Genomic DNA, 18,377 nt, shown 5'->3' on the forward strand with positions numbered 1-18,377 from the left:
ATTCGGCCGTGCCTCCCGGACCTTTACGCTTGCCCCGCGAACCAGTGTTCGCGTGCCTTCATGATCAAGGCTCTGGCCTCTTCCTCAGGCTGCCCGGTCAGTTCGGTCAGTTCGTCTATGGCCAGATCGGCCAGGTCGTCGCGCGTGTGCACCCCCCCGGTTGCGAGCTTGGCAATCAATTCCGGGGTGAGTCCGCCCAGGTCGCGCAGGTCCTGCGAGACCTCCTCCACGCTTTCCTCGCGGGCGATCTCCTGCGTGAGCAGGGCATCCTTGGCGCGGGCGCGCAATTCGTTGACGGTGTCCTCGTCGAAGCCTTCGATTTCCAGCATTTCCTGCAGCGGCACGTAGGCGACTTCTTCCAGGCTGTTGAAACCTTCGGCGATGAGGATGTCGGCGATCTCCTCGTCCACGTCGAGCTTTTCCATGAACAGTTTGCGCGCCGTGCCGGTCTCGTTGGCGTGCTTTTGCGCCGATTCGGCGGCGTCCATGATGTTGATCTTCCAGCCGGTCAGATCGGACGCCAGGCGCACGTTCTGCCCTCCGCGGCCAATCGCGATGGCCAGGTTTTCCTCGTCCACCACCACGTCCATGGCGTGCTTCTCCTCGTCCACCACGATGGACGAGACGTTCGCCGGAGCCAGCGCGCCGATCACGAACTGCGCCGGGTCGTCGGACCACAGCACGATGTCCACGCGCTCACCGGCGAGCTCGTTGGTCACGGCGTTCACGCGGGTGCCGCGCACGCCGACGCAGGTGCCGATGGGGTCCACGCGCTTGTCGTGCGAGAGCACGGCAATCTTCGCGCGCGATCCCGGGTCGCGCGCGCAGCTTTTGATCTCCAGCAGGCCCTGCTCGATCTCGGGCACTTCCTGGCGGAAGAGCTCGGTCATGAACGCGGGGGCCGAGCGCGACAGGATGATGGGCGCGCCGCGCAGGCTCAGGTCCATCTCCATGATCATTGCGCGCACGCGGTCGCCGCTGCGCAGGTTCTCCTTGGGGATCATCTCGGCGCGGCGCAGCCGGCCCTCCACGCGGCCGGACTCGACGATGATGTCGCCCTTGTCCATGCGCTTGACGGTTCCCGTGAAAATCCGCTCGCCGCGCGACATGAAGTCGTTGAGCAGCATCTCGCGCTCCGCGTCGCGGATCTTCTGCAAGATGACCTGCTTGGCCGCCATGGCGCCGATGCGGCCGATGGGAACGGAATCCACCGCTTCCTCGATGTATTCGCCGACTTCGATGTCCAGGATGCGCTCGCGGGCGTCCATCAGCAGTTCCTCGGCGTCCGGGTTCTGCAGGCCGGCCTCGTCGGGAACGACGAGCCAGCGGCGAAAGGTCTCGTAGCTGCCGCTGTCGCGATCGACGGACACGCGAATGTCCACCTCGCCCTGGTAGAGCCTCTTGGTGGCCTGCGCCAGGGCCGCCTCCACGGCGCCCAGGACCACATCGTGCTCAACGTTCTTCTCGCGCGAAATGGCCTCGACCAACATCAACAATTCGCGATTCATGCGACGACTCTCCTGTATTCAATCATCCGGGAAGGTGCAGCGACCACACCCGATTCATCCTGCGCCGATTTCATTGCGTGGTTCAGGCGGGCGCTACGCAGGTGCTGGCGCCACGCCACCACGCCCCTTGAAATCGACGATGGGCGCGAGACGCACGTCCCGCACTTCGTCCAAGCTGAAGTCCAGCGTCTGCAAAGGGGCGGGGACGCGCTTTTTGCTGACTCTTCGACCTGGCGGGAGCGGCGGCTCGTCGCTCCAGACGATGCGCCAGCCCCCGGCTTCGGTCGGCTCCAGCCGGCCGCGAAATTTCTTGCGCGCGGCGTGCACCTGCCCCGCCGCTGCGGCGCCGATGGGCGCCTTCAGGCGAATGTCGACGACCGAGCCCGCGAAGCGCACGAAATCCTGTTCGTGGCGCAGGGGGCGGTCGATTCCGGGCGACGAGACCTCCAGGCGCTGGTATGGAACGTCGTCCACCTGCAACGCAAATTGCAGCTGGCGCGTGACCTTCTCGCAGTCCTCGAGCGTGACGAAGCGCTGCGCGGCGGGCTCCTGCGCTCGCGGTGCGACCCAGGGCCAGTCGATGGTCACGCGCAGCAAGCCGCCGGCGGAGTGTGCAATCTCCACCAGGTCGTACCCCAGGCCCGTCACAATTTGTTCCACGACTCGCTGCAATGCCACTTGGCTCGCTTCCATCCCGAAAAAACAAAAAACCCGATAGCCCCCGGAGACTCCTCCCCGACAGCTTCGAGTTCCGAAAAGCATGCGACCAAAAAAAGCGGGCAGTTGCTGCCTGCCCGTTTGGTCGTGAGGCGCGCATTGTAACGTGCAAAGCAGCGATTTGCAAAGACGAACTGCGTCCCGGGTGCCGTTCCGAGCCCCTTCGCGGGCAGCCCGGGAGGCCGTTCATAATCCCTGCGCGGTTGCTGCCGGTGTTGTTTTTTGTTTTGTTTGGGCCAAGGAGTGTTTCATATGCGTCGTTCGTCCTGGGGACTTGGTCTGCGCGGCCTGGCCTGGCCTGGCTGATGGCCTGGGGGACGGGAGTCTGGGCGACGGGGGCCTGGGCGCAAACGGCCTGGCCCGAGCGCCCGGTGCGGGTGATCGTTCCGTTTCCTGCCAGCGGCGCCACCGACCTCGTGGCGCGCGTGATCACGCAGCGCGTGGCGCAGGACCTGGGGCAGCAGATGGTGGTGGAAAACCGCCCCGGTGCTGGCGGCACTCGGGGGGCCACCGAGGCGGCCAGGGCGCGTGCGGATGGCTACACGCTGCTGCTCACGACCAGCAGCACGCACGCGATATCCCCCCACCTCGTGCCGCGGCTGGCCTACGACGCGGGCCAGGATTTCACCCCCGTCGCCCACTTGGCCGACGCCCCCAGCGTGCTGCTGGTCACTCCCTCGCTGCCGGTTCAGAGCATGGCCGAGCTCATTGCCTACGGCAAGGCCCATCCGGGCCAACTCAACTACGCCAGCAGTGGCAACGGCACCATCGTGCATCTGAACGGTGCGGCCTTCGCTGCGCAGGCGGGAATGGAGATGACGCATGTGCCCTACAAGGGCACGGCGCTGGCCATCCCCGACTTGGTCAGCGGGCAGGTGCACCTGCTGTTCGACGCCCTGCCCACCGGCATGCCGCACGTCAGGAGCGGCCGCCTGCGGGCGTTGGCCGTGACCAGCCCGAAGCGCAGCGCACTCGCGCCCGAACTGCCCACCTTGGCCGAGTCGGGCCTGCCGGGCTATTCGTCGGTGACCTGGTTTGGCCTGTACCTGCCCGCTGGCGCCGCGCCGGCGCTGGTGGAGCGCGTCCACAGGGCCTTTGCCCAGGCCATGCAGGCACCCGATGTGCTGGCCCACCCTGGCCAAGCTGGGCCTGGAGCCCGCCGCCCCCGCAACCCCGGCGCAGTTTGCGGCCATGGTGCAGGCGGACAGTGAGCGCTGGGCGGGCGTGATTCGCCAGTACCGGATCACGCCGGAATAATCCTGGAGCCCGCGTGCAGCGGGGCGGATCGATTCAGGGGATGGGCCGAGTTGGCTGGCTGAACCGGGTCTGCGCACGCCCTGAACGCATCGTCGTTCCGGTAGAGTTGCAGCCTCCCCCGAGGCTCTCAGGAAAACCCATGCTCCTTGCCCCCTCTTCCACCACCGTGCGTCGGCTGGACGCGGCCGAGGCGGTGGCCAGCGCCCCGGCGCTGGCCGAGCTGTTGATCGACTGCGTCCAGGGCGGTGCATCGGTGAGCTTCATGTGGCCGCTGTCGCATGACAAGGCGCTGGCGTTCTGGCGCACGGTGGCCGAAGGCGTTGCGCGCAAGGAGCGCGTGCTGCTGGTGGCCCAGGACCCGCATGGCAGCATCGTCGGCACCGTGCAACTGGTGACCGCCATGCCCGACAACCAGCCCCACCGTGCCGACGTGGCCAAGATGCTGGTGCACCGCCAGGCCCGCCGCCTGGGCCTGGCCCGGCGCCTGATGGCCGCCGTGGACGATGCCGCGCGCGCCGCAGGCAAGACGGTGCTGGTGCTCGACACCGTGACCGGCGGCGACGCCGAGCGGCTGTACCGGCGTGCCGGCTGGCAGCAGGTGGGCATGGTGCCCAACTACGCGCTGATGCCGGATGGCGCGTTCTGCGGCACCACGTTCTTCCACAAGCAACTTTGAACGCATCTTGCCGAATGGGCGCGTGCCGGGTCGCAATGCGGGCGTCGGCGCGCGCATCCACGGGGGCGGTTGTGCGCTGATGCGGCGGCGTGCCCTGTTTCTGAGCACCGCCCTGGTGCTGCTCCTGCACGCGCTGGTGCTGGGCTGGGTGTTCCTGTCCTGGAAGCCAGCCGTGCAGTCCGTGAACCTTGTCCGGGTGTTCGACGCCCGCAGCATCGCCGCGCCGCCGCCCGTGGCCCCGGAGCCACCCGCGCCGCGGCCCGCACCGGCGCCCAGGCGCGCGGCGCGCAAGCCCCAGGTCCAGGTCCAGGCCCCAAACCCCGGCGAGGCGCAGCAGCCTCCCCCGCCCGCCGGGGATTGGCTGGCAGGGGTGCTCGCCGATGCGCCCGACCCGGACCCCGGGGCCGCAAGCGGCATGGCGAGCGCTGCACCCGACAGCGGGGCGGGCGCCGCGCCAGCGCCGGATCCACCGGACCCGCCGCAGCCAGCCGCTCCAGCGCAGGACGCTGGCGCAAACGGCGACCCGCCCGGCGCCGCGCCGCTGCCGATTCTTCCCGCGCCGGCGCGGCTGGCGTTCCGGGTGGGCGGACAGACCAGGAAGCTCAGCTACCACGCCCGCGCCGAATTGCTGTGGCAGCACGATGGCAGCCGGTATGCGGCGCGCCAGGAGGTCGGCGCGTTTCTGCTGGGCTCGCGCACGCAAAGCAGCGAGGGCCGGATCACGCCGCAGGGCCTGCGGCCCGAGCGCTTTTCCGAGCACCGCCGGGGCAGCGTACAGACGGCCGATTTCGACCATGCGGGGGGCCGGGTCGTGTTCAGCGCCGCAACGCCCGCCGAGGCCGCAGTGGACCCCGGTGCGCAGGACCGCCTGAGCCTGTTCATCCAACTGGGCGCGCTGCTGGCAGCCGACCCGCAGCGCCGGGTTTCCGGCACCGAACTCACGCTGACCGCCGTGAGCACCCGCAGCGCCGAGCGCTGGACCTTCCACGTCGAAGGCCCCGAAACGCTGGACCTGCCCGCCGGGCACACGCCGGCCCTCAGGCTGCGGCGCCTGCCCCGCAACCAGGATGACCAACAGGCCGTGCTGTGGCTGGCCCCCGCGCTGGACTATCTGCCCGTGCGCATCCGGCTCACGCAGGCGAATGGCGACTTTGCGGACCTGCAACTGAGCGGCCGCAGCGCGCCCTGAGAATCTCCCGCACGGCTCCCCGGGCAGGCCCGGGTGGAGTGTTGCGTGGCAGCGCCATCGCCACAGAAAAGTCCTGCAAATCTGGTAACCCAGGATTTTCATGAAATACTGCGACGTAGCCGGGCGGTCCCCGGCTTGCTCCGGGCCACTTGAACTCTGCGCACCCGCTGTCATCTGTCATCCATTACGACCAGGGGAAATACCATGCACATGCTCTACGACTCAGAATCCTTCGTGGTGGTCCACATGCTGCCCGACACCGTGGAGCAGGGCGCGCAGGCGCTTGACAACACCCCCCCCACCGGTCCCCGGCTCGCGCGCCATGGTTTTGAGATCGTGGACAAGCGCTCCGGCAAAGAGGTGTATCTGGACGGCTCCTGGGCCGAGATGTTCCAGGAGCAAATACTCGCCTGGCAACGCGACACGCCCACGCAGGAGGAAGTGGAAGACGCGCTGGACCGCTACGCGAGCCTCGCGCAGAACCCCGTCGTCATGCACTGACGTCCCGCCCCGCGAAGGGCGGCGCATCCATGGCGCGAGCGACGCGCTGCTAATCGTTCGCAGCCTGCAGCGCGCTCAGAAATGACCGGCGCCACCAGTGCACGTCGTGCGTGCGGATGCGCTCCATGAGCTTGCTGTGGCGTTCCTGCCGTTCGACCAGCGGCATTTGCAAGGCCCGCTGCATGCTGTCGGCCATTGCCTGCGTGTCGTAGGGGTTCACGAGCAGGGCCTCGTCGAGTTGCTCGGCGGCACCGGCAAAGCGCGACAGCACCAGGACGCCGGGGTCCTGCGGGTCCTGCGCCACCACGTATTCCTTGGCCACCAGGTTCATGCCGTCGCGCAGCGGGGTGACCAGCCCCACGGCTGCTGCGCGGCACAGGCCCGGAACGCGCTTGCGCGCCACCATGCGGTGGATGTAGCGCAGCGGCATCCAGTCGAGCTCGCCGTAGTCGCCGTTCACCGCGCCGCACAGGCCTTCGAGCTCCTGGCGCAGGTCGGTGTAGGCGTGCACGTTGTCGCGCGTGGGCGCGGCGATCATGACCAGCGTTGCGCTGGCGCAGTTTTCCGGGTAGCGCTCGAGCAGTTCGCGAAAGGCGCGCACGCGCTGCGGCAGGCCCTTGGAGTAGTCCAGCCGGTCGATTCCCAGCAGCAGGCGGCGCCGCGAGTATTCGGCGCGCAGGCGCGCGCAGGTTTCCACGGCGTCGCTGGCGCGGGTCAGCCGGCTGAACTCGTCCACGTCGATGCCGATGGGAAAGGCCTGCACCAGCACCGTGGCCCCGAAGGCGCGCACGTGCTGGTCGCCCAGTTTTTCGGCGCGGCCCTCGGTGTGCACGTAGTGCTTGAAATGCACGACGTCGGCCTCGCTCTGCAGGCCCACCAGGTCGTAGGCAAACAGCGAGCGCATGAGCCATTCGTGCTGGGGGATGGCGGCCATGATGAGTGGCGGCGGCACGGGGACATGCAGGAAAAAGCCGATGCGCTGGCGGCAGCCCAGGGCGCGCAGTTCGGCGGCCAGCGGAATGAGGTGGTAGTCGTGTATCCAGATGATGTCGTCGGCGCGCAGCAGCGGCAGCAGCTTGCGCGCAAACATCTGGTTCACGCGGCGGTAGCCGGCGATGTAGTGGGCGTTGAAGTCCGCCAAGTCCAGCCGGTAGTGGAACACCGGCCAGAGCACGCTGTTGCTGTAGCCGTGGTAGTAGCTGTGGTGGTCTTCGCGGCACAGGTCGATGGTGGCCAGGGTCACGGCGCCGGCCTGCCGCAGGTGCAGTTCGCCCTCGCCGGGTGCGCCGCCTTCGAGCACGTTGCCGCTCCAGCCCATCCACAGCCCCCCGGTCTGGTTCAGGACCTCGCCGAGCGCGACGACCAAGCCACCGGCTGCGGGCTTGCGGGGATCGGCGAGGCGGTTGGATACGACGACCAGACGGCTCATGGCCCCATCATCGCAGTTGTAGCGGCAGAGTGGTTGTCAGACAATCGCTTAAATTGTCCCAAGGCGCACGGCGGCGTGGATTACGCCCGCCCTGGAACAGTCCCGTGCTCCAGGGTGCTGTCTGCCGCCGAGAGCCAGCCACGCAATGCGGCGGGCGTCGTGCAGCGGTGCTGCGCCACGCTCGGCCCCGGGCCCACCTTGATTCCCCAACCCCCCAGCGCCTGGGCAGCGGCGAAGCCGGCTTCATCGGTGGCGTCGTCGCCCGCGAAGACCGGCGTGCGGCCGGCAAACGGCGGCTGCGCCATGAAGTCGGCGATGGCCCGGCCCTTGTGCACGCCCCGGGGTTTGACTTCCAGGACGCATTTGCCTTGCAGCAGTTCCACGCCTGCAATGGCTTGCATGGCGCGCTCCAGGGTGTCGCGGCACAGGCTCTGCAACTGCGGCGCTTGCCGGTAGTGCAGCGCAAGGCCCGCGCTCTTGTGTTCCAGCAGCAGTTCGGGATGCTGCGCCGCGAGGGCCTTCGCGGCATGCAAAACGGGCGCCAGATCGGGTAGCGCAATGGCCGGGCGCGCGGCCTGCGCCAGGCCGTGGCGGTATCGGGCCCCGTGCTCGCAGGCCAGCGCAAGACGCAAGGGGGCCAGAAAATGATCGATATCCGCTTCGGAGCGCCCCGTCACCATGGCCAATGCACCGTCCAGCCGGGTGTGCAGCGCGGCCAGCGTGGCGATCAGCCCGGGGGCGACCTGCACTGCATCCGGGCGCGGCGCCAACTCGGCGAGCGTGCCGTCGAAATCCAGAAACAGCGCCTGGGCGGGCGTCAGGGGCGGGAGCGCTTGCATGCGGCGAAACCATAGCAGACACGGTGCATTGCAGCCCCGCGGGGTCGGTCCCTTCGGCTGCGCGCAGGAACGGGTTCTCTGCGCAAGCCAGTCAATGGCCGGCAACAGTCGAAACAGACCCGGGCTCCGTTCCAGGCCGCTTTCGGGAACCCGATAAGGCATGCCCCCTTTCAGGCGCAGGACGGAGAAGTCCTTGGGACCCGAAAAATCCGGAAACGCAGCCGGGTTCGTGCCAGCGCAGGCCGAACACACAATCGGCCGGATGCTCCGGGTGCTCCATGACGCCCTCCCGTGTCCTCAAATTTGCCATTGCGCTATGCGTGGTGTTTTTTGCCGCGGAAAAGTTGCGCGTGCACTGGGCCGACCAGCGCCTGCTGGAGCGCGCGGCGCCCCTGCAGGTGCTTGCCGACAGTCCCGTGCAAACGGCCACCAGCGATGCGCCCTTTGCGCTGGGGGACTACCAGGTCAGGCCGTTGGCGGCGTTTGCGCTGCGCGCCCGGGTGCTTTCGAGCGAGAACTACTATTTGGGCAAAGAGGCCGATCTGTCGCACATCGATCTGGCGCTGGGCTGGAAGCGCATGGCCGATCCGGCGGTATACGGGCAGTTGAGCATGTCCCAGAGCGGGCGGTGGTTCCACTATTCCTGGGAAGACGAGCCGCCCATCCCGCTGCAGGAGATCAATGAATCGTCCGCGAACATGCACATGATTGCCGCCACCCCGGCCGTGGAGCGCGTCCTTCAGAAGGCCCGAAAGGGCGCCTACATCAGCCTCACGGGCAAGCTCGTCGAGGTGACGGACCCGAGCGGATGGCGCTGGACCAGCTCGCTCAGCCGCACGGACTCCGGCGGCGGCGCGTGTGAGCTGATGTACGTGGAGTTTGCGCAGGTGGAGAACTGAGCGCGGCAAAAACCGGTGGCCTTGCACAGAGCTGGGGCCCGGGAGCACCAGCAGGGTGCATGGGCGTTGCAGATCCTGGTTCCGGCGCCCCTTTTCCTCAGAAATCGGTGGCACGCAATCTGCTGGATACCCTGTAAAGATATTTAAAATATTTTAGTAAGATATTGACTTGTGCGCGTCTGTCCGGGACCGGGCGACGCTCACCGGTGCGGAGCGTTTCCTCAACCTGCCCAATGGAGTCCCTCGTGAAATTGAAGACCCTTGCTCTTGTCGCAGTGAGTGCTCTCGGCCTCTGCGCGACCGCGGCGCTGCATGCCGCGGACAAGCTCGATGCCATCATCGAGTCGGGAAAATTGCGCTGCGCCGTGGTGCTGGACTTCCCGCCGATGGGTTCGCGCGACGCAAGCAACAACCCCGTCGGATTTGACGTGGACTACTGCAACGATCTGGCAAAGGTTCTGGGCGTCAGGGCGCAGATCGTCGAGACGCCGTTCGCCGACCGGATCCCCGCGCTCACTTCGAACCGCGTTGACGTCATCGTCGGCTCCACCTCGGACACGCTGGAGCGCGCAAAGACGGTCGGGATGACGATTCCGTACTTCGCATTCCAGATGGTCGTTCTGACGCGCGAGAACACGAACATCAAGTCTTACGAAGACCTCAAGGGACGGGCCGTGGGGAATACGTCGAGCTCGTTCGAGGCGCTCGCGCTGGAGAAGGCCGTGAAGGCCTGGAACGCTCCCAAGGGGAGCTTCCGTGCCTACCAAACGCAGGCGGATACGCTGCTTGCGGTGAGCCAGGGGCAGATTGACGCCACCGTCGTGACGTCCACGGTGGCTGCCGCTTCGATCAAATCCGGGAAGTACAAGGGCCTGAAGATCGCCGGCATTGCGCCCTACACCATCGACTACGTGTCGCTGGCTGCCAAGCGCAGCGAGTACGGACTGATCCATTACCTGAACCTGTTCGTGCACCAACAGGTGCGCACGGGCCGCTACGCCGAGCTGTACCAGAAGTGGGTCGGTGGCAGGCCGATCGACCTGACGGTTCCGGGCGTCTACTACTGATCACCGCAGCCGCCGATCGAATGCCGGACTTCGACTACACCTTCCACTGGCGCGCGGCGTTCAAGGCGCTGCCGGACATGCTCGCCGGTGCCTGGGTCACGGTCGAGGCGGCCACGGTGTCCATGGTTTTCGGCGTACTGATCGCGCTGGCGCTCGCCGCAATGCGCGACACGCGCAACCCGGTGCTGCGTGGCGCGGCGCATGCATGGGTTTCGATCGCACGCAACACGCCAGCGCTTTTTCAGATCTACATGCTGTACTTTGGCCTGGGGTCGTTCGACCTGCACGTCGGCTCCAGAGCCGCGCTCCTGGCCGGCATAACGTTCAACAACGCAGGCTATCTGGCCGAGAACTTCCGCGGCGGGCTCCGGGCCATCCCGGCAACCCAGGTCCGCGCGGCACGGTCGCTGGGCATGGGGGCGTTCCAGGCCTACCGTCTGATCGTCGTTCCGCAACTGCTGCGCATCGTTTTCTACCCCCTGATCAACCAGATGGTGTGGGCCGTGCTGATGACTTCGCTGGGCGTCAGCGTCGGTCTGAACGACGACCTCACGGGCGTGACCCAGGACTACAACGCCCGGACGTTTCGCACGTTCGAATTCTTCGCCTTGGCCGCGGTCCTCTACTACGCCATCGCGAAGGGAATCGGCTGGGTGGCCCGGCTGCTCGCCTGGCGGCTGTTCCGTGACTGAGCGCAGGCATGTTCTCCTCCAGTTTCACGGCCAACGATCTTCTCTTCATGCTCGAGGGCGCATGGGTCACCCTCGATTTGACGCTGTGGGCCATGCTGATCGGCACGCTGGGTGGTCTTCTGTGCGGTTTTCTGCGCGCCTGGCTGCCCCGCCTGACCCTGCCCCTGGGTTGGCTGCTGGACGTATTCCGCAGCGTCCCCTTGCTGATCCAGTTCGTTTTGTTCAATGCGCTCAAAAGCATGCTGGGCCTGGACTCGAGCGTATTCGCCGTAGGCTGCGTGGTGCTCGGAATTTACTGCGCGGCGTATTGCACGGAAATCGTCCGCAGCGGGGTCTTGGCGGTGCCGGGGAACGTCATCCGGGCGGCCCGATCGCTCGGCCTGACCCAGCGCCAGGTCGCCCAATACGTCGTGCTGCCCATGGCCACGCGTGTCGCGTTTCCCGGCTGGATCAACCTCACGCTGGGCGTGATGAAGGACAGCTCCCTGGTGCTGTGGATCGGCATCACCGAATTGCTTCGGTCGGCGCAGACGATCGTCACGCGGATACAGGAACCCCTGTTCGTGCTCTGCGTGGCGGGCCTCATCTACTACGCCATGAGTTGGGGATGCGCCCGGGTCGGCGCGCTCGTTGAGAAAAGGTGGCAGGAGAATGATTGAGATCGAGAACGTGCACAAGTCCTTTGGTCGGCTCGAGGTCATCCGGGGCGTGAGCATGGCGGTAGACAAGGGCGAGGTGGTTTCCATCATCGGCCACTCCGGCTCCGGCAAATCGACCCTGCTCATGTGCATCAATGGACTCGAGCCGATTCAGCAGGGCAGCATCCGGGTCGATGGGGTGGACGCACACGCCAGGGGCACGGACCTGAACAAGCTGCGCCAGCGCATAGGCATCGTCTTTCAGCAGTGGAACGCCTTTCCCCATCTCAGCGTTCTGGAGAACGTCTCGCTCGCGCCACGCAAGGTGCTGGGCAAGGACAGGCACGAGGCCGAGGAGATAGCGGTCAGGCAACTGAGCCACGTCGGGCTGCAGGACAAGATGAACGTCTCTCCGGGCAAGCTCTCCGGCGGTCAGCAGCAGCGGATGGCGATCGCGCGTGCGCTCGCGATGTCTCCGCAGTACATGCTGTTCGACGAGGTGACCTCCGCGCTCGACCCGCAGTTGGCCGGCGAGGTGCTCGACACCATGCGGATGCTCTCGCAAGAGGGGATGTGCATGATCGTCGTGACGCACGAGATCCGCTTCGCGCGCGACGTGTCGGATCGGGTGGCGTTCTTTCGCAACGGGGTCATTCATGAGATCGGCCCCCCTGAGCAGGTCATCGCCAACCCGCAAAAGCCCGAAACGATCGATTTTCTGAAGTCCACCCGCTGAGCCGAGCCTTCGATCATGCATCTCAAAAACATCATCACCGTCGTCGGCGCCCACGCAGAGGGCGAGGTCGGACGCGTCATCACGGGGGGCGTGATTGCGCCCGCCGCAGCGTCCATGTTCGAGCGGTTGCAAGCCTTTCAGGCGCAGCAGGACTGGATTCGCGGCATGCTGTTGTCGGACCCGAGGGGGAGCGTGAACGCCGCGGTGAACTTGGTGACGCCGCCCATTTCGCCGCAGGCGCAGTTCGGCATGATCGTCATCGAGTCGGACTATTACCCACCGATGTCCGGATCGAATCTGATCTGCACCGTGACCGCCGTGCTCGAGAGCGGAATGCTGCCCATGCGCTCGCCGGTCACCGAACTCTGCGTGGACACGCCCGCCGGCCTGGTCCAGGTCCAGGCCGAATGCGAGAGCGGCAAATGCCGCCGGGTGCGTTTTCACAACGTCCCCTCGTTCGTCATGCACCAGGCCAGGCCCGTCGATGTGGCGGGCATGGGCACACTCACCCTGGACGTTGCCTATGGCGGGATGATCTACGCCATCGTCGATGCAGCGGCCGCAGGGTTCTCACTGGATCGCAGCGAGGCGCGGGACCTGGTGCAGGCTGGTGAACGGATCAAGCGCGCGGCGGCCGAGCAGCTGCCGTCGGTCCATCCACAGAACCCGGAGATCCACACCATCAACCAGACGCTGTTTGCCGGACCGGTTTGCACGCTCGACGGGGTGAAGACTTCCAGGAACGCCGTCGTCGTTTCGCCCGGCCGCCTGGATCGGAGTCCTTGCGGTACCGGCAGTTCCGCGCGCATGGCCCTGATGCACGCGCGCGGCGAACTGTCCATGGGGGAGGCGTTTCTTCATCGCTCCCTGCTGGATACGGAATTTCGCTGCCGCTTCGACCGGGTGACCGAAGTGGGCGGCCAGCCAGCGATCATTCCAACGGTCAGTGGCCGTGCCTGGCTGACTGGCGTGTCGTACTACGGGGCCGATCCGGAAGATCCGTTTCCCGAAGGGTATCGGCTCAACGACACATGGTTCGCCGGCTGAACCGTGCGCGCGGCTCAGGCGCCAGCGCTGAACAGGGGCGCCGCGAGTCGGGAGGGGTCCACGTCGATTCCCAGCCCGGGGCCCGTCGGGGCGCTGCCAGAGCCGTCTTGGCTGCGCGGCTGATACCCGGCGACGTGTTCGCGGGTCCAGTCGTTCATGAAGGACACGGTGAGCAAGGAGCGCGCGCGTGGAGGCCGCCAAGTGGGCGGACGCGGCGGACACCACGTCGCCGCCCCAGGTATCCTCGATCGTGACCTGCACCCCCAACTCCTGGCACAGGTCGCGCATGAGCTTGGCCCGGGTCAGCCCCCCCACCTTCGAGACCTTCAGGTTCATTGCGCCAGCGCCCCCCTCGCGAACCGCGCGAATCAGCGTCGGGACGTCGTTGACGACCTCGTCGTACACCCATCGGAAGGGTGCTGTGCTTGCGGACCTCGATGCATTCCTCCATGGCGGGGCAGGGCTGTTCGAGGTAGAGCCGGGGGAGTCCTTCCATCGCGCGTGCGGCGATGAGCGCGTCGTTCAGCCGCCAGCCGCAATTGGCATCGGCCACCACCAGGTCCTCGGGCCCCGTCGCGGCGATGATCTGTTGTGCCCGTACCGCGCGCGCGGCTCAGGCGCCAGCGCTGAACAGGGGCGCCGCGAGCCGGGAGGGGTCCACGTCGATTCCCAGCCCGGGGCCCGTCGGGGCGCTGCCAGAGCCGTCTTGGCTGCGCGGCTGATACCCGGCGACGTGTTCGCGGGTCCAGTCGTTCATGAAGGACACGGTGAGCAAGGAGCGCGCGCGCGTGGAGGCCGCCAAGTGGGCGGACGCGGCGGACACCACGTCGCCGCCCCAGGTATCCTCGATCGTGACCTGCACCCCCAACTCCTGGCACAGGTCGCGCATGAGCTTGGCCTGGGTCAGCCCCCCCACCTTCGAGACCTTCAGGTTCATTGCGCCAGCGCCCCCCTCGCGAACCGCGCGAATCAGCGTCGGGACGTCGTTGACGACCTCGTCGTACACCATGGGAAGGGTGCTGTGCTTGCGGACCTCGATGCATTCCTCCATGGTGGGGCAGGGCTGTTCGAGGTAGAGCCGGGGGAGTCCTTCCATCGCGCGTGCGGCGATGAGCGCGTCATTCAGCCGCCAGCCGCAATTGGCATCGGCCACCACCAGGTCCTCGGGTCCCGTCGCGGCAATGATCTGCTGTGCCCGCATGCCGTCGAGGGTCGGATCGCCACCCACTTTGAGTTGAAAGCGGTGAATGCCCTGCGCACGGCGCGCGAGAACGTACTGCGTCATCTCCTCCGGACTGCCGAGCGGAACCGCAAAATACAGCGGGAAGCGGTCCTGGCGGACGCCGCCCAGCAGGGTCGCGACGCTGACCCCCCAAGCTTTCCCGGTGAGGTCCCAGCACGCCACGTCCAGCGGGCTCTTCGCGTAAGCGTAGCCAACGAGGGCCGCGTCCATGGCGTCGTTGACCGCCGACAGATCCGTCGGATCGACGCCGATCAGCGCCGGCGCCAGAAGTTGCAATGCCGCGCGTGCGCCCCCTGCGTGGGCCGGCAGATAGGTCGAGCCCAGCGGGCAGACCTCTCCCCAGCCTTCCAGGCCGTCGTCCGCCACCACGCGGACAAGCGTCGAGGCCAGCGTGCTGACGTTTCGGCCACCCGACATGGTGTATACGCCATGCACGTAGCTCAGATCAAAGTGGTAGACGTCGATCCTCGTGATCTTCATTTCGTGTTTCCGGCAAAAGGGCTGTCGGCACAACAGCAGGGTGGCTGCCATTCTAGCTTGGTAAGCATTTGATATCTCATGAATATGTTGTAAATATACTGATGGTGCACGCGCCACGTTGTTATGCTCGCCGGGCCACGCCTCCATGTCCTCACCGCATGCCCACCAGATCGACCCCTGCAGCCCAAGCCCCCAAGCGCAGAACGGCGGATATCGCCTACGACGCAGTCGAGACCATGCTCTCGACGCTGGAACTCGAGCCGGGCAGCCCGGTGAACGAGGCCGACCTTGCGCATCGGACGGGCCTTGGACGCACCCCCGTGCGCGAGGCGCTCTTGCGCATGATTTCGATCGGGCTGATCGTCCAGCAGCCCCGGCGCGGCCTGCTCGTCTCGAACATCGACCTGGGCGATCACCTGGACCTGATTCAGACCCGGCGGGTGCTCGAAGACCTGATTGCCAAATGCTCGGCGCGGCGCGCGTCCGCCATGCAGCGCAAGGAGATCGTGCGCTGCGCGGAAAAGATGATGAAGGCGGCCGAGCGCGGGAATCTGCACGAGTTCATGCGGGGCGACCAGGAACTGGATCTGGTGAATCACAGCGCCTGCCACAACAAGTCGGCAGTCAAGAGCGTCATCCCCCTGGTCGTCCAGTGCCGCAGGTTCTGGTACGCCTATCAGCATGAAGGCGACATCATCGAGGGCGCGCGGGCCCATATGGAACTGGCAGAGGGTATCGCCACCGGAGACGAAGCCGCCGCAGCAACCGGCGCGAACCGGCTGCTCGATTATCTGGAGGCTTTTGCGCGGCGCGTGATCGACCGGTAAGTCCCGGATCCGCCGCGGCGTCGCTCAGTCGGCCAGCGCAAGAATCTCCTCGTAGAGCGCACGCGGCACCGACACACCCTGCGCAAGGCTGCGCGCACGGGCCTCGAAGCGGCGCTGCGAGGGCAGGCGCGCGCCCTGCCGGGTGATCGCCTGGAACAACTGCTCGGCCCGTTGCTGCTGCGCCGTGGCGTCGCCGCCGGACAGGCGCGCCGGGTCGAAGGCCAGGACCAACTCGCCATGGCAGGGGATCGCGCCCGCGCCCGCGTCGAAGGCCCGCGATTCCAGGCTGATCCAGTCGCCGATCAGCGCGCCGGCCATCAATTCGACCATGGCCGACAGCGCCGACCCCTTGTGCCCGCCGAATGCCAGCATCGCACCCTGCGCCACCGCCAGCGGGTCGGTGCTGGGCTGGCCGTCGGAATCGACGCCGCAGCCTGGCGGCAGCGGCGTGCCGTGGCGCCGATGCAATTCCAGGTCGCCGCGGGCGATGGCGCTGGTGGCGAAATCGAAGACAAAGGGGTGCGGCCCCGGACGGGGCCAGCCAAAGGCGATTGGATTCGTGCCGAACACCGGCGCATGGCCCCCGGCCGGAGCGACCCAGGCATGGCTGGGCGTGAGCGCCAGCGCGGCCAGCCCCTGCGCGGTAATGGCCTCGACCTCGGGCCAGAGCGCGGAAAAATGAAAGCAGTGCTGCAGGACCAGGGCGCCGACGCCGTGCTCGCGCGTGCTGGCCACGAGCGCGGGCAGGCCCCGTTCAAAGGCCAGCGGCGAGAAACCGTAGCGCGCGTCAACCCGGACCACCGCGCCCGAGGCGGCGGCCAGCACGGGCTCCGCGCGCGGATCGACCCGAGCGCAGCCAAGGGTATGGGCGCAGGACAGGATGCGGTACACGCCATGCGACGGGCATGCATCGCGCTGCCCGGCCACCACGGTGCGCGCCATGGCCTCGGCGTGGGCAGGCGACAGCCCCAGGCGCAGGAAGACGCGGCCCGCGAGGGCCAGCAGGTCTTCGACGGGCAGGCGAACGGTTTCGTCGGGGACGGGCGGCGCTGTGCGCATGGCCGGGCCTGGGCGCAAGGCGCTTAGTCGATCGAGCGGTACTGGGCCGGGCGGGTGGCCAGGGCCTTGCTCACCACCGAGGTGACGAACGCGCGCTCTGCGCCGATCAGCGGCATGCGCGGCAGGCGCATGTGCTCGCTGCCCACGCCCACGAGCGCATCGATCAGCTTGAGGTTCTGCACCAGCTTGTTCGACACGTCCAGATGCAGCATCGGCGTCATCCATTGGTAGAGCGTGCGCGCCTGCGTCCATTGGCCCGACTGCATCAACTCATACAGCGCCACGGTCTCGCGGGGGAAGGCGCAGCCCACGCCGGCGAGCAGTCCGTCGCAGCCGAGCGCCAGGGCTTCATACGCCAGATCGTCAACGCCGCAGAACAGCTGGTAGCGGTCGCCCACCATGTTGCGCAGGTCGGTGATGCGCCGGACGTCGCCGCAGCTCTCCTTGATCGCGGCAATCCATGCGCAGTCCGCGAGCGCCAGCATGTGCTCGGGTCGAAGGTCCACCCGGTAGGCGACGGGGTTGTTGTAGACCATCACGGGCTTTTGCGCGGCCTGCGCCATGGCGCGCACATTCGCCATGGCCTCGCGGGAGTCGGCCACGTAGATGACCGAGGGCATCACCATGAACCCCGCGACTCCGAGCTTGTTGGCGCCGTCGATGTAGCGCAGGGCCTCCCGCGTGCGGGTCTCGGAAACGTTGGCCAGCACCGGAACGCGCCCGGCGCTCGCGTCCAGCGCAATCCGGGTGACCTGAAGCTTTTCTTCCAGCGAAAGCGTGCTCGCCTCACCCAAGGAGCCGCAGGTCACGAGGCCATGGATGCCGTTCCTGATCTGAAAATCGATGTGCCGTGCCGTGCCTTCGGCGTCTATGCTTTCGTCCGGGTTGAACTTGGTGGTGATGGCCGGGAAGATGCCCTTCCAGCGGGGGATGTTCATGGGGGTGCTCCTGGGAATCAACAAGCGGCACGGAGGTCCCGCAGGTTGGCTAATATCTTACCAACATGTTAAAAATATTTTGTAAGAATGCTGTGCAAGAGCCCGGCGCAGCGGTTCGACCGACGCGAGGCACGGGGAGCGCACAGTGAACCACGATCCGAAAAAGTTGCAGGCGCCGGTGATGTGCGCGGTGCCCGATCCGAACGCAATCCACTTCAGGCCGATGTTCGGCGGCGTGATGGCCTATGCGAACGGCAAGCCGTTCGCGTCGCTGTCCAACGTCGGCCTGGCGATCAAGCTCGATGCGGCGCACTACGCCGCGCTGCTGCAGGAGCGCGGCGCGCGGCCGTTGCAGTACGAGCCAAGCAGCCCGCCCAGCAAGCAGTACGTGCTGGTCCCCGACGCGCTGCTGAACGACAGCGAGCGCGAGCGCTTGGGCGTGTGGCTCGCGCACGCGATCCGGTACGTCAGCCAGCCAGGAAAACCGAAGCGAAAACGATGACTTCCCGGCTGCCGCGTGCAGTCCCGGACACGCCCGCAGTCACTTCGGAGCAGGCGCGCCGCCCGGACGGCAACACCGGGGCCGTACCCGCCATGGCAACGGCCCGTGGTGTTGCACCGGCTTCGCAGAACCG

19 protein-coding genes and 3 pseudogenes are annotated in these 18,377 nt (G+C 67.0%); 12 read left to right on the forward strand and 10 right to left on the reverse strand.

Annotated features, from left to right (window positions below; all coding sequences use genetic code 11):
- Nucleotides 1-23 precede the first annotated feature (23 nt).
- Complete coding sequence (gene nusA, locus D5041_RS07195) at nucleotides 24-1,508, reverse strand: transcription termination factor NusA (RefSeq protein ID WP_010105166.1); 1,485 nt, start codon at nucleotides 1,506-1,508, stop codon at nucleotides 24-26.
- Between the two features lie 93 nt (nucleotides 1,509-1,601).
- Entirely contained in the window at nucleotides 1,602-2,186 is a 585-nt protein-coding gene (gene rimP, locus D5041_RS07200; RefSeq protein ID WP_029554405.1) for a ribosome maturation factor RimP, read from the reverse strand.
- Between the two features lie 344 nt (nucleotides 2,187-2,530).
- Here rimP and D5041_RS07205 point away from each other — a divergent pair.
- The 4 genes and pseudogenes from D5041_RS07205 (at nucleotide 2,531) to D5041_RS07220 (ending at nucleotide 5,848) form a co-directional block, all read left to right on the forward strand.
- Nucleotides 2,531-3,482 (forward strand): annotated as a pseudogene (locus D5041_RS07205) (Bug family tripartite tricarboxylate transporter substrate binding protein).
- A 139-nt stretch (nucleotides 3,483-3,621) separates the two neighbouring features.
- Nucleotides 3,622-4,158 (forward strand): GNAT family N-acetyltransferase, encoded by a 537-nt coding sequence (locus D5041_RS07210; protein ID WP_265283183.1) that lies wholly within the window; start codon nucleotides 3,622-3,624, stop codon nucleotides 4,156-4,158.
- 79 nt (nucleotides 4,159-4,237) lie between these two features.
- Nucleotides 4,238-5,347: a DUF3108 domain-containing protein gene (locus D5041_RS07215; protein WP_265284403.1), complete on the forward strand. Its 1,110-nt coding sequence runs from the start codon at nucleotides 4,238-4,240 to the stop codon at nucleotides 5,345-5,347.
- A 204-nt stretch (nucleotides 5,348-5,551) separates the two neighbouring features.
- Nucleotides 5,552-5,848: a BTH_I0359 family protein gene (locus D5041_RS07220; RefSeq protein ID WP_010105567.1), complete on the forward strand. Its 297-nt coding sequence runs from the start codon at nucleotides 5,552-5,554 to the stop codon at nucleotides 5,846-5,848.
- A 49-nt stretch (nucleotides 5,849-5,897) separates the two neighbouring features.
- Here the strand turns inward: D5041_RS07220 and D5041_RS07225 are convergent, their stop codons facing one another.
- On the reverse strand, nucleotides 5,898-7,277 hold the full coding sequence (locus tag D5041_RS07225; RefSeq protein WP_010105569.1) for an alpha,alpha-trehalose-phosphate synthase (UDP-forming): 1,380 nt from the start codon (nucleotides 7,275-7,277) through the stop codon (nucleotides 5,898-5,900).
- Nucleotides 7,278-7,357: 80 nt separating this feature from the next.
- Entirely contained in the window at nucleotides 7,358-8,116 is a 759-nt protein-coding gene (otsB, locus tag D5041_RS07230) for a trehalose-phosphatase (protein WP_010105571.1), read from the reverse strand.
- Between the two features lie 278 nt (nucleotides 8,117-8,394).
- Between otsB and D5041_RS07235 the strand changes: the two genes are divergently transcribed.
- From D5041_RS07235 to D5041_RS07260, 6 genes are all read left to right on the forward strand, one after another.
- Complete coding sequence (locus D5041_RS07235) at nucleotides 8,395-9,015, forward strand: hypothetical protein (protein ID WP_010105573.1); 621 nt, start codon at nucleotides 8,395-8,397, stop codon at nucleotides 9,013-9,015.
- Nucleotides 9,016-9,260: 245 nt separating this feature from the next.
- Nucleotides 9,261-10,082: an ABC transporter substrate-binding protein gene (locus D5041_RS07240; RefSeq protein WP_201766147.1), complete on the forward strand. Its 822-nt coding sequence runs from the start codon at nucleotides 9,261-9,263 to the stop codon at nucleotides 10,080-10,082.
- 20 nt (nucleotides 10,083-10,102) lie between these two features.
- Nucleotides 10,103-10,774: an amino acid ABC transporter permease gene (locus D5041_RS07245; RefSeq protein WP_010105576.1), complete on the forward strand. Its 672-nt coding sequence runs from the start codon at nucleotides 10,103-10,105 to the stop codon at nucleotides 10,772-10,774.
- An 8-nt stretch (nucleotides 10,775-10,782) separates the two neighbouring features.
- Complete coding sequence (locus D5041_RS07250; protein ID WP_010105577.1) at nucleotides 10,783-11,433, forward strand: amino acid ABC transporter permease; 651 nt, start codon at nucleotides 10,783-10,785, stop codon at nucleotides 11,431-11,433.
- Nucleotides 11,426-12,148: an amino acid ABC transporter ATP-binding protein gene (locus tag D5041_RS07255; protein WP_265257829.1), complete on the forward strand. Its 723-nt coding sequence runs from the start codon at nucleotides 11,426-11,428 to the stop codon at nucleotides 12,146-12,148. Before D5041_RS07250 ends, D5041_RS07255 begins: the two co-directional genes overlap by 8 nt.
- A gap of 15 nt (nucleotides 12,149-12,163) precedes the next feature.
- Nucleotides 12,164-13,195 carry a proline racemase family protein gene (locus D5041_RS07260; protein WP_265284206.1) on the forward strand — a complete coding sequence of 344 codons (1,032 nt, stop codon included), beginning with the start codon at nucleotides 12,164-12,166 and terminating at the stop codon, nucleotides 13,193-13,195.
- Between the two features lie 14 nt (nucleotides 13,196-13,209).
- Here D5041_RS07260 and D5041_RS07265 read toward each other — a convergent pair whose 3' ends face one another.
- From D5041_RS07265 to D5041_RS07270, 4 genes and pseudogenes are all read right to left on the reverse strand, one after another.
- The gene (locus tag D5041_RS07265) at nucleotides 13,210-13,353 is read right to left on the reverse strand and encodes a hypothetical protein (protein WP_265283186.1); all 144 of its coding nucleotides are present in this window, start codon (nucleotides 13,351-13,353) and stop codon (nucleotides 13,210-13,212) included.
- A 49-nt stretch (nucleotides 13,354-13,402) separates the two neighbouring features.
- Nucleotides 13,403-13,600 (reverse strand): annotated as a pseudogene (locus tag D5041_RS22100) (enolase C-terminal domain-like protein); the annotation flags it as partial.
- Nucleotides 13,601-13,664: 64 nt separating this feature from the next.
- Nucleotides 13,665-13,751: pseudogene (locus D5041_RS22105) on the reverse strand (hypothetical protein); the annotation flags it as partial.
- 57 nt (nucleotides 13,752-13,808) lie between these two features.
- Nucleotides 13,809-14,918: a mandelate racemase/muconate lactonizing enzyme family protein gene (locus D5041_RS07270; protein WP_265284207.1), complete on the reverse strand. Its 1,110-nt coding sequence runs from the start codon at nucleotides 14,916-14,918 to the stop codon at nucleotides 13,809-13,811.
- Between the two features lie 158 nt (nucleotides 14,919-15,076).
- Here D5041_RS07270 and D5041_RS07275 point away from each other — a divergent pair, with 158 nt between their 5' ends.
- Nucleotides 15,077-15,745 carry a GntR family transcriptional regulator gene (locus tag D5041_RS07275; protein ID WP_265257825.1) on the forward strand — a complete coding sequence of 223 codons (669 nt, stop codon included), beginning with the start codon at nucleotides 15,077-15,079 and terminating at the stop codon, nucleotides 15,743-15,745.
- A 24-nt stretch (nucleotides 15,746-15,769) separates the two neighbouring features.
- Here D5041_RS07275 and D5041_RS07280 read toward each other — a convergent pair whose 3' ends face one another.
- Both D5041_RS07280 and D5041_RS07285 read right to left on the reverse strand, forming a co-directional pair.
- Nucleotides 15,770-16,804, reverse strand: a complete 1,035-nt coding sequence (locus D5041_RS07280) for an Ldh family oxidoreductase (RefSeq protein WP_010101067.1) — start codon at nucleotides 16,802-16,804, stop codon at nucleotides 15,770-15,772.
- Between the two features lie 23 nt (nucleotides 16,805-16,827).
- Nucleotides 16,828-17,742 (reverse strand): dihydrodipicolinate synthase family protein, encoded by a 915-nt coding sequence (locus tag D5041_RS07285; RefSeq protein WP_265284208.1) that lies wholly within the window; start codon nucleotides 17,740-17,742, stop codon nucleotides 16,828-16,830.
- A 145-nt stretch (nucleotides 17,743-17,887) separates the two neighbouring features.
- On the opposite strand from D5041_RS07285, the gene D5041_RS07290 reads away from it, so the two are divergent.
- Complete coding sequence (locus D5041_RS07290; protein ID WP_265257819.1) at nucleotides 17,888-18,244, forward strand: TfoX/Sxy family protein; 357 nt, start codon at nucleotides 17,888-17,890, stop codon at nucleotides 18,242-18,244.
- The last annotated feature ends 133 nt before the right edge of the window (nucleotides 18,245-18,377 follow it).

This window comes from Verminephrobacter aporrectodeae subsp. tuberculatae (genome assembly GCF_026127385.1).
Lineage (GTDB): Bacteria > Pseudomonadota > Gammaproteobacteria > Burkholderiales > Burkholderiaceae_C > Acidovorax > Acidovorax aporrectodeae.

What these genes read in the sequence shown, in the direction of transcription:
- nusA (WP_010105166.1), bottom strand. Translation starts at nt 1,508, where the DNA reads ATGAATCGCGAATTGTTGATGTTGGTCGAGGCCATTTCGCGCGAGAAG.
- D5041_RS07210 (WP_265283183.1), top strand. Translation starts at nt 3,622, where the DNA reads ATGCTCCTTGCCCCCTCTTCCACCACCGTGCGTCGGCTGGACGCGGCC.
- D5041_RS07215 (WP_265284403.1), top strand. Translation starts at nt 4,238, where the DNA reads ATGCGGCGGCGTGCCCTGTTTCTGAGCACCGCCCTGGTGCTGCTCCTG.
- D5041_RS07220 (WP_010105567.1), top strand. Translation starts at nt 5,552, where the DNA reads ATGCACATGCTCTACGACTCAGAATCCTTCGTGGTGGTCCACATGCTG.
- D5041_RS07225 (WP_010105569.1), bottom strand. Translation starts at nt 7,277, where the DNA reads ATGAGCCGTCTGGTCGTCGTATCCAACCGCCTCGCCGATCCCCGCAAG.
- otsB (WP_010105571.1), bottom strand. Translation starts at nt 8,116, where the DNA reads ATGCAAGCGCTCCCGCCCCTGACGCCCGCCCAGGCGCTGTTTCTGGAT.
- D5041_RS07235 (WP_010105573.1), top strand. Translation starts at nt 8,395, where the DNA reads ATGACGCCCTCCCGTGTCCTCAAATTTGCCATTGCGCTATGCGTGGTG.
- D5041_RS07245 (WP_010105576.1), top strand. Translation starts at nt 10,103, where the DNA reads ATGCCGGACTTCGACTACACCTTCCACTGGCGCGCGGCGTTCAAGGCG.
- D5041_RS07250 (WP_010105577.1), top strand. Translation starts at nt 10,783, where the DNA reads ATGTTCTCCTCCAGTTTCACGGCCAACGATCTTCTCTTCATGCTCGAG.
- D5041_RS07255 (WP_265257829.1), top strand. Translation starts at nt 11,426, where the DNA reads ATGATTGAGATCGAGAACGTGCACAAGTCCTTTGGTCGGCTCGAGGTC.
- D5041_RS07260 (WP_265284206.1), top strand. Translation starts at nt 12,164, where the DNA reads ATGCATCTCAAAAACATCATCACCGTCGTCGGCGCCCACGCAGAGGGC.
- D5041_RS07265 (WP_265283186.1), bottom strand. Translation starts at nt 13,353, where the DNA reads ATGAACGACTGGACCCGCGAACACGTCGCCGGGTATCAGCCGCGCAGC.
- D5041_RS07270 (WP_265284207.1), bottom strand. Translation starts at nt 14,918, where the DNA reads ATGAAGATCACGAGGATCGACGTCTACCACTTTGATCTGAGCTACGTG.
- D5041_RS07275 (WP_265257825.1), top strand. Translation starts at nt 15,077, where the DNA reads ATGCCCACCAGATCGACCCCTGCAGCCCAAGCCCCCAAGCGCAGAACG.
- D5041_RS07280 (WP_010101067.1), bottom strand. Translation starts at nt 16,804, where the DNA reads ATGCGCACAGCGCCGCCCGTCCCCGACGAAACCGTTCGCCTGCCCGTC.
- D5041_RS07285 (WP_265284208.1), bottom strand. Translation starts at nt 17,742, where the DNA reads ATGAACATCCCCCGCTGGAAGGGCATCTTCCCGGCCATCACCACCAAG.